We start from the raw sequence: 9,019 nt of genomic DNA, 5'->3' as shown, positions 1-9,019 counted from the left end.
TTCAAAAAGCTGCGCGTTCGTCTTATAGATTAGACAAGGTTGTGGAAGATTCTATTGATGCGATTCTTGCCACGTCTATCACCTTAATTCGCACTTTTGACAAATGGCAAGTACATTACGCTATTAAACCTTCGCTTTCACGCTTTTTGCCGGATGGTTAGCTGGTATATGGGTGCGTCCTTTTCCAAACATATTTTCACGCAACGTGTTTCCTTCATATTCCGTTCGGTAAATCCCGCGTTTTTGCAATTCCGGTATGACATCATCAACGAATTCCCGAAACGTTCCAGGGGAATACGACTGCGCAATATTAAAACCGTCCGCATCCCCAATCGTTGCCCATTCTTCAATCTGATCGGCAATTTGTTCCGGCGTCCCGATAAATTTCACCGTCCCATTTCCAAGACCATGATTCTTGATTGCTTCTCGCAATGTCCATTTTTTATTTGGATCTTTCGTGTACATATCCAAATTCCCCTGCACTGCTTCTGTTTCCATATCCTCGATATACTGATCTGGATCATAACGGGAAAAGTCTATCCCGGTGTGACCAGACAGGAGCGATGCGGTCCCCTCGTAACTGACCTGTTCCTTTAGTTCCTCATATTTCTGGTAAGCTTCCTCCTCTGTTGATCCAATAATTGGCAGGATCAATGGGAAAATAAGCACATCCTGCTTATCTCTTCCCTGCAATGTTGTCCGTCTCCGTATGTCTGCTGTATATTTTTTCAGTGCCTCTAAGGAATGGTTTTTTGTAAAAACACCTTCCGCATGTTTAGCAGCAAAATCACGGCCTCTCGGTGAAGCACCTGCTTGAAAAATAACCGGTGTCCGTTGCGGGGAAGGTTCTACTAAATGAGGGCCTGGCACATCAAAAAATTCACCTGCATGGTTGATGAGATGCACCTTCTTCGGATCCGCAAACCGATCATTTTCCCGGTCATAGATGACAGCACCATCCTCCCAGCTTTCTTCCCACAATTTATAGACCACTTCTAAAAATTCATCCGCCCGGTCATACCGAAGCTCCTTTGGCAATCGTTCGGTAAGTCCCAAATTGACAGCTTCACTTTCCAAGTAGGATGTCACCACATTCCAGGCAACCCTCCCATTTGTCATATGATCAAGCGTCGAAAGTTGCCGAGCTAGCGCATAAGGCTGTGCGTAGGTTGCTGATATGGTCGGTGCAAAACCTAAATGCTTCGTTACCGCTGCCATCGCTGAAATTGGAATAATTGGATCATGTGCCGGAAGCTGGACCGCATACTCTGCTCCGGCACGATGGCTATTTTCATAGACACTGTAGGTTCCCAGCACATCAGCGATAAACAAGGAATCAAATTTCCCTCTTTCTAGCAATTGTGCGATCTCCACCCAGTACGTTAACTGATTATGATTAACACCCCCGTCTTTCTCATGCTTCCACAGTCCAGTAGAATGTGGAGAAGGCGAATGCTGAATAAACCCGTTAAAATGAATTTGTTTACCCATGGTGAAAGCTCCTTTCAATGGGGGACCATCGCCTGTCGTACTAACCCGTTAAAGCAAAGGGGACAGTCCCTAAATGTAGTTATTTTCGATCATAAGCATTTAGTGCATTCACGCTATGTGCAAACGCCGATCCGGCTTGTAAAGCAACAGCGACGAAGATTGCTTCTGCTACTTCATTGACACTCGCACCGGTTTTTTTTGCATTTTTTGTATGAAGATCAATGCAATACGCACATCCGGTGGTATGTGCAGCTGCTACAGCAATTAATTCTTTCTCTTTTTCTGTCAGTATGTTCGCTTTTAGAGCCTGTTTGTCAAAATCCGCAAAGGCCCGAAAAGCATCACCTTGTAATGCGCCAAATTCTTTTAATCGTTGAAAATAACTTGTCCGGTACAGCTCATCAGAAGATTCTCCGTCATAAGCATTTAGCGCATTCACCCCATGAGCAGCTGCGGCACCTGCCTTTAGTGCGGCGGATACGAATACCGCTTCCGCTATTTCTTCTTTGGACGCTTCCTGCTCCTTCGCATTTCCTACATGCAAATCAATGCAGTACGGGCACCCGGTAATATGTGCAACCGCAACAGCAATTAATTCTTTTACCTTTACCGTCAATGCACCTTCTGCTAGCGCCTGCTCGTTAAATGAAAAAAAGCTTTTAAAGGCTTCCGGCGCATATTCCCTTAATTCTCCAATCCGTGAAAAATATGATTTTTTGTACAAGGTATCAGTTGAATGACTCACGTGAACCCACTCCTTTTGGTATATGATCTACATTCCACTAATTAAAACAATTATCCCCATCTTAATAATCGGTTTTGACACCATAAAATGTCCTTTTACCCTTTTCCCTAGCAAATCAGGTGCATGCATTAAAAAAACCCCTTCCGATGAGGAAGAGGTTTCATTTATCGACTACGTTCACTCATCTTTCAAGCCAATGCTTGCTGGAATTAGCACCTTGTTATCATAACGGTTGCTGCGGGATCAAAGGACCAGGTTCCTCCCCCGACTCTGGATAAGGAAATATTTTATTTAATTAGTAAGAATTGTATACCATCATACCGAATACAGAAAAATGTGTCAAGTACAAATTTTAAGGAACTGTCCCCCATCACTTTTTTACCAAATAACATGCTGCAGTCCAGGCGGTAATTGGAATGATTAGGCCAACACCAGCACCGGCTGAGAGAATGCTGATCATTTCTGCACTAAATACTTTCGAATTCACAATTTCCCCGAACGAATACGTTAAATCTTTAAACCACAAAATCAATGCCAGATAGCTTCCTAAAAAGGCAAAAAACAATGTGTTCGTATCTGCTCCAAGAACATCTCTGCCAATGCTTAGCCCAAATCGAACTAACTCTTTCCTGCTTGTTGATGGCTGATGATGAAATAGTTCCTGCATCGGCGAAACAATGGAAATAGCAATATCCGTAATCGAACCGATCGCAGTCAGTATGACCATAGCCGCTCCAACCTTGACGAAATCCACCCCAACATGGAGGGAAAATACACTGATTTCCTCAATGACCTCTTCGCCAAATCCCTGAACCTTCGCTTTGGACGTGATGAATACAATAAAAGAGATCAAAATAACAATGGTGATCATGGAAGAAATGAAGGCTGTTTTCGTTTTCATGTTTACTCCATTAATATAAAACAAATTCATACTGCAAATTGCTGTACATGCAATCAACGCTACAATAATTGGATTGACAATTGGAATGGTCATCAAAATCATGGTAATAAGAAACACGAGGAAATTTAGAAATAAGGTAAAAAAAGACCTTACCCCCTTTTTCCCGCCTACAAGCACCATTAACAAGAATAAAATAGCTGCCAGCACCACTTGTACCGTCATGATTTAGCCCTCTTTCGATTAATAAAAAAGATAGATGTATAGAGGCTTACTGGAATGGATAACACAATGCCAATCCCGCCCGCTAACGCCCTGGCTACTTCCAATGAAAGATTCATTGTCAGGGAAAATGTCAATGCCGACCCATTGTTTAAATATAAAATAAGCATCGGAATGGAACCGCTGATATAGACAAGAAGCAAAATATTCGTGATCGTTCCCATGATATCTTTTCCAATTTCCATGCCGGACGTCTGAAGTGCCTTTTTGGAAATAGCATTATTTTTTTCATAAAGCCCGAAGATTGAAGAAGTCATTGTAATCGCAATATCCATGACACCTCCTAAGGAACCAAGGAATAAACTTGCGATAAATATCACTTGATACGGACGTGTTAGGAACTGCATTTCTTCATAACGAAGACCACTTTCCGATGTGGCCCATATTACAACGGACGCAATAAGCAGCGAAAGAAATGTTCCAAGTAATGTTGCCACAATTGCCGCAAATGTTTTTTCATTCAAACCATGAAGGAATAACAGCGAGATGGCAGTAAATAAAACCACACTGATACTGCATAGGAACAATAAACTGATATCCGAATTCTTCACATAGATATCCAACGCATAGGACAGGATCATGGCGTTGATTGCTAGAGCGATGATGGAAAACAGTCCCTGCCTTTTGCCGACAATAAGTAAAATCGCGACAAATACCCATGCTGCTACCAAAACATATTTATCCCGTTTCACATCGATTATCTTGCCAGTTAATGTTGCATTTTTCTCTTTGTCTGTATCCAGCGAAACAAACAAGTCATTTCCAGGCTGATAGGCCTGATCATAAGCCCCTGAAGCTGAATATTCATTCTGTAAATGGATCGTCTCTCCTTTAGCTTCCCCATTTTTCAACTTGGCTGTAATCTGTTGTGTAAATAGCTCATCTGTATTGTGGTGTTGATCCGTCACTTCGGTCTTATCTTCCTGTTTTACTTTAGTGACTTCAGCAATGGGACGATCATAAAATGCATCATTATGATTAACGAACACAACCGACACCACAAAAAGAAACGCCATAATAACATAAAAATAAATGGACCTCGACAACATCTTCTTCACCCTTCCCAAACCTGGTGCCTGTCACTTCCCGAATTTTGTCGATTTATATCGAATTATCGAATCGAAAGGCAGCCAGATCCTAGCACGGTAGCTGATTTGTAGCTCCCCTTTTTCACAAAGACTTTGGCCTTTCCTATCAGAACTGGCACCACCTGGGTCTATCCCTACTTAATCCTGCACTTGGTGCCAAAGGAATGTTTTTTCCATAACATGTTTTCTGGCAAAAATGAGCAAGAAAACAGCAACCAATGCTTCCGCTGCAGGAAGCGCTAGCCAGATGCCAGCTGTACCAAGCATAAACGGCAGGATAAGCAGCATAAGAATCAGTAAGATAACACCTCTAAATAGGGTAATACCGATCGATGGTTTGATATTACCAATCGATTGATAATAAGTCATATAAATAAAATTGATCCCCATGAATAAATAGCCCAGGAAAAACAACTTCAAACCAGTAGTAGCAAGATCGACAATTGATTCGGACTCAATACCAAATATAGCAACAAGTTGAGTTGCCCCAAAATAACCAATGGCTAAAAATAAAAGACCAAGCGATATGCCGGTAGTTTCAGCGATTTTCACTGTCTTTTTGATGCTCTCTGCCTGCTTCGCCCCGTAGTAATAACTAATCATCGGCTGAATCGTAGAAGCAATCCCGATAAACGCCAAAAACATAAACACATGCAAATAATTAATCACGGAAAAAGCAGAAAGCCCGTCCGTACCAACGTGATATTCCATCGCAATATTATAGCCAACGACAAATATTCCCATCCCTGCCTCCGATAAAAAACTCGGAAAGCCAATGGTACTAATGGATTTAATCGAACGCCAATTCCAATCCATTTTAACAAGCTTTAAATTAGAACCCTTTTTTAAAAAATGAAATGTATAAATAAGCAAACCAAAAGCGGTTGCAATAACCGTAGCTAACGCCGCTCCCTTTACTTCCAGTTCCAAAATAAAAATCATCCAGTAATTCAGCCCGATATTTAAAATAGCTGATACAACAAGCCCCATCATAGCCAGCTGCGGGTCACCATCATTCCGTACAAAAATACTTAAGACTGCTTCTAAGGATAAAATAAGCGACGAAAGGAATAAAATTCGCATATAATCCAACACATACGGCAACGTCTCCTGATTCGCTCCAAAAAAAAGCGCCAACGCTTCCAAATTTATGTAGCTAATCACCGAAACCACAACGGTAATCACAGTAATCAGCGCCATGGATAACGTAAATATTTTCCGCGCTCTATCATCATTATTTTCCCCCATAGCAATCGAATAAAGCGTTCCGCCTCCCATTCCAACAAGGAGCGCAAGAGAAATAATGACCGAAAACACTGGAACCGCAATATTCACACTAGCAAGCGCAACAGAGCCAACCCCATTCCCAACAAAAATCCCGTCCACCACCACATTCACCGACATCAACATCATGCCAAGAAGGGTAGGGATAAAATATTGAAAAAACGTCTTCGCTACAGACTGCGTTGCTAGCTTTTGATTCACACTGCCCATCTGCTTCACCCCTTATTCATCGGTTGTATGATACTGCGTTATTCTGTGTACACCTATTCTAATCTAAATGAAGAAAGAAAGTCTAGAAAGAGGGGAGGGACTTGAGGGAGACCTGTGATTTGGAGGGTTTTATTGGGGTAGCGCTTGTCTCGCTCCGCGTTTTATCAGTTTGTGTCGAATTTCGGCTTGATATAGAGGGTTCTGGCGTTCCATTTGCACCAAAAAACCATGTAGAAAAGAATCATTCGTACTCTTTTCTACATGGTTTATAAACGTTTGTTGTTCATTTTTATAATCGCATCCGCTGGTACATTAAGGCTAAGTACACTTCTTTTGTTTCCTCTTCTCTGCGGACATTATAATTCCCGCCTTTTCCAGCCGTTTTTTTATTTTCTCTTGTTTATAAAGCATTTGATTACACATTGTGCGAACACCTCTTTTATTTGTATTCCCAATGTATAAATTATGCTATTCAAAATACAAAACAAGCACTATAAAGCCATTGTAACAGGATTATTTTGGTGCTTGTTTTTGTGATTTTTTAAGTTCATGAAAGCTATCAATCCGCTCTGTACGCTCCAGCATAGTCAGCGTCCCTCCCCCTGCCAAATTATCTTCCCTCAAGCATTGTTTTTGACAGAAGCTTGATTATCCTATATTGTTATGAAACAATTCAAACAACTCCTGTATAGAATGAATAGAGAAAGGGGGGAGATCACGTGAAAAGACTTTGGAAAAAATATACTGCAACGTCACTTATTTTAAAAATAACCGTTGCACTTATTTTGGGAGTCCTAACAGGCTTCATCTTTGGTGAAGACGCCGCCACAGTACTCACCCCTTTTGGTGATTTACTACTACGGCTGTTAAAATTCATGATTATTCCACTTGTCGTCTTCACGTTAATCGTGGGGGTCAATCAAACAAAAATGAGTGATCTTGGACGCATGGGCGGCAAAGTATTTCTGTATTATATCATCACTTCTGCACTCGCAATTATCGTCGGTATCACCATTGCAAGTATATTTAACCCTGGGACAAATATGTCGCTCGATACAAATGAGAACTTTGAAGTTCCGGATAATCCTGGAGTCATCAGTGTTCTGCTTCGTATTGTTCCGGAAAATATCTTCACGGCTTTTACCGAGTTAAATCTTTTGGGAATTGTGTTTACTGCCCTTGCTTTTGGAATTGCGATCTCCGCGCTCCGATCCACAGAAAAGTGGGCAGCCTCCGGGGAACTTGTCTACAACGTTGTGGAAGGATTAAATGAAGCAACTTTTAAAATAATGCATGCGGTTTTGCAATATGTTCCAATTGGTATTTTTGCCATCATTGCCAAAACGGTCGGAAATCAAGGGATGGATACCCTGCTTTCTTTAGGGGATATGGTTTTGGTATTATATATCGCTTTACTTGCTCAAGTCGTCATTTATATGCTTTTCATGCTGTTTACCAATGTATCCATTAAAGATTTCTTCTCCACAGCAAGAACGCCGATTGTAACTGCTTTTGTGACCCAAAGCAGTTCGGGTACTTTGCCATTAACTTTAGATGCAGCTAAAAATTTAAATCTGTCCAAAAGTTTATATAGCTTTAGCTTGCCTTTAGGTGCTACCGTCAATATGGATGGAGCTGCCATCCGCATTGCCATATCAGCAGTTTTTGCCGCAAACATTATTGGGGATCCTTTGACGTATACAGATATGCTCCAAGTCGTGATTGTAGGGACACTCGCCACGATTGGTACAGCAGGTGTTCCAGGTGCTGGGATTATTATGATTGCAACTGTTTTTGCACAAGTCGGCCTGCCGATCGAAGCCGTTGGACTGCTGACCGCCATTGATGCACTTGTGGGCATGGGTGCCACTGCCCTAAATGTAACAGGTGATTTAGTAGCCACCTCCGTCATTGACAAAACAGAAAAAAAGCATCAGGCAAAAACGGTTTATCCCGAGTGATCATAGTACACCCCTACGGGTGCCTTGCATCCCAAGGGTATGTGTCTAAAAAATAAATAACGAACTATGTCAAGGACCTTTCAATTAAAAAGTAAGACAAAAAATGAAAGCAGTTGCATGGCGCGAATTCGGTATTAAAACGGACCCGCGCCATGCAACCTGCTTCATTTAAACCTTAACGAGATACTTTAATAGATTATATAATCTAGAAATATATTGTGAACCCTTACGTCAAGCTAGAACATATTTCATGAATAGCGTATCGGTTTCACGCTATAAGTCTTTCCGAGCTCACTTGGATTTTTCACCTAATAAATCAAGCAGCACAGCTTCTCTTTCGCCGCTTGTTTCATGATTTCCCTTATGGATGCGGTGCCCCCATGCAACAACCCCACTCACTTCATCAATTTTAAAATAATGTTCGTGATCCTCTTTTAATTCGCGCATATCCCCCGGCCTAAATGCAGATGCATCCAGCATATAGGATCTAACAATTTCTATTTTTCTCCTATGAACCGCTATATAATTACGCTGCCCTAACGCTTCGGCCTTCTGTAATTTTTCACGTAAAAGTTCCTCTTCTGCTTGTAGCTGTTCTATTGAATATCGCTTGTAAGGATGGGCCATCGTGCACCCTCCCTTCCCTTATATTTTTGTACTCCAACTAGATTAACGGAAAAAGTTTTCCACCATCACAAACCGCTGCTAAAAGATAACCTGCTTTTCTTTTTTCCTCCTGCACGCGCTCTTATCAACACATATCGCCTCTATCATACCATATCTCTTTCACTTCTTCTTAGAAAATATTTTAATTAGGCTATACAAACGGTCCTTTGTAACAGTGCTTTTTCAAAAACTTGCAATGTCCTTTCGAATTCTCTATCTCAGTTTCAAACTCCGGTTTTCTTCTCCGTAACAAAAAGGCTAACATACAATTTACTTTGTATGTTAGCCTTTTAAATTAATTGCCTGGCGGCGTCCTACTCTCACGGAGGCAAAGCCTCAACTACCATCGGCGCTGGAGAGCTTAACTACTGTGTTCGGTATGGGAACAGGTGTG

The 9,019-nt window shown here is 41.5% G+C and carries 7 protein-coding genes, 1 rRNA gene and 1 riboswitch; of the genes, 1 reads left to right on the top strand and 7 read right to left on the bottom strand.

Features of this window, described 5'->3' with window-relative positions:
- Nucleotides 1-123: 123 nt before the first annotated feature.
- The 5 genes from J2Z81_RS15330 to J2Z81_RS15310 form a co-directional block, all read right to left on the bottom strand.
- Entirely contained in the window at nt 124-1,491 is a 1,368-nt protein-coding gene (locus tag J2Z81_RS15330; RefSeq protein WP_029267711.1) for an LLM class flavin-dependent oxidoreductase, read from the bottom strand.
- 79 nt (nt 1,492-1,570) lie between these two features.
- A complete protein-coding gene (locus J2Z81_RS15325; RefSeq protein ID WP_029267713.1) occupies nt 1,571-2,236 on the bottom strand; it encodes a carboxymuconolactone decarboxylase family protein in 666 nt (221 codons plus the stop codon).
- 178 nt (nt 2,237-2,414) lie between these two features.
- Nucleotides 2,415-2,517: riboswitch (SAM riboswitch) on the bottom strand.
- Nucleotides 2,518-2,606: 89 nt separating this feature from the next.
- Entirely contained in the window at nt 2,607-3,359 is a 753-nt protein-coding gene (locus tag J2Z81_RS15320) for a YibE/F family protein (RefSeq protein WP_226371724.1), read from the bottom strand.
- Nucleotides 3,356-4,465, bottom strand: a complete 1,110-nt coding sequence (locus J2Z81_RS15315) for a YibE/F family protein (protein ID WP_226371723.1) — start codon at nt 4,463-4,465, stop codon at nt 3,356-3,358. Before J2Z81_RS15315 ends, J2Z81_RS15320 begins: the two co-directional genes overlap by 4 nt.
- Nucleotides 4,466-4,642: 177 nt before the next feature.
- Nucleotides 4,643-5,998 carry an MATE family efflux transporter gene (locus J2Z81_RS15310; RefSeq protein ID WP_226371722.1) on the bottom strand — a complete coding sequence of 452 codons (1,356 nt, stop codon included), beginning with the start codon at nt 5,996-5,998 and terminating at the stop codon, nt 4,643-4,645.
- A gap of 719 nt (nt 5,999-6,717) precedes the next feature.
- Here J2Z81_RS15310 and J2Z81_RS15305 point away from each other — a divergent pair.
- Nucleotides 6,718-7,959, top strand: a complete 1,242-nt coding sequence (locus tag J2Z81_RS15305; RefSeq protein ID WP_029267721.1) for a dicarboxylate/amino acid:cation symporter — start codon at nt 6,718-6,720, stop codon at nt 7,957-7,959.
- A gap of 291 nt (nt 7,960-8,250) precedes the next feature.
- Here J2Z81_RS15305 and J2Z81_RS15300 read toward each other — a convergent pair whose 3' ends face one another.
- Nucleotides 8,251-8,586, bottom strand: coding sequence for a DUF1811 family protein (locus tag J2Z81_RS15300; protein ID WP_226371721.1), 336 nt, complete (start codon nt 8,584-8,586; stop codon nt 8,251-8,253).
- A 340-nt stretch (nt 8,587-8,926) separates the two neighbouring features.
- Nucleotides 8,927-9,019, bottom strand: a 5S ribosomal RNA gene (gene rrf, locus J2Z81_RS15295); the annotation flags it as partial.

Source organism: Virgibacillus alimentarius (genome assembly GCF_017874635.1).
Taxonomy (GTDB): Bacteria; Bacillota; Bacilli; order Bacillales; family Amphibacillaceae; genus Virgibacillus_B; species Virgibacillus_B alimentarius.
This window is presented reverse-complemented; position numbering and strand designations above follow the sequence as displayed.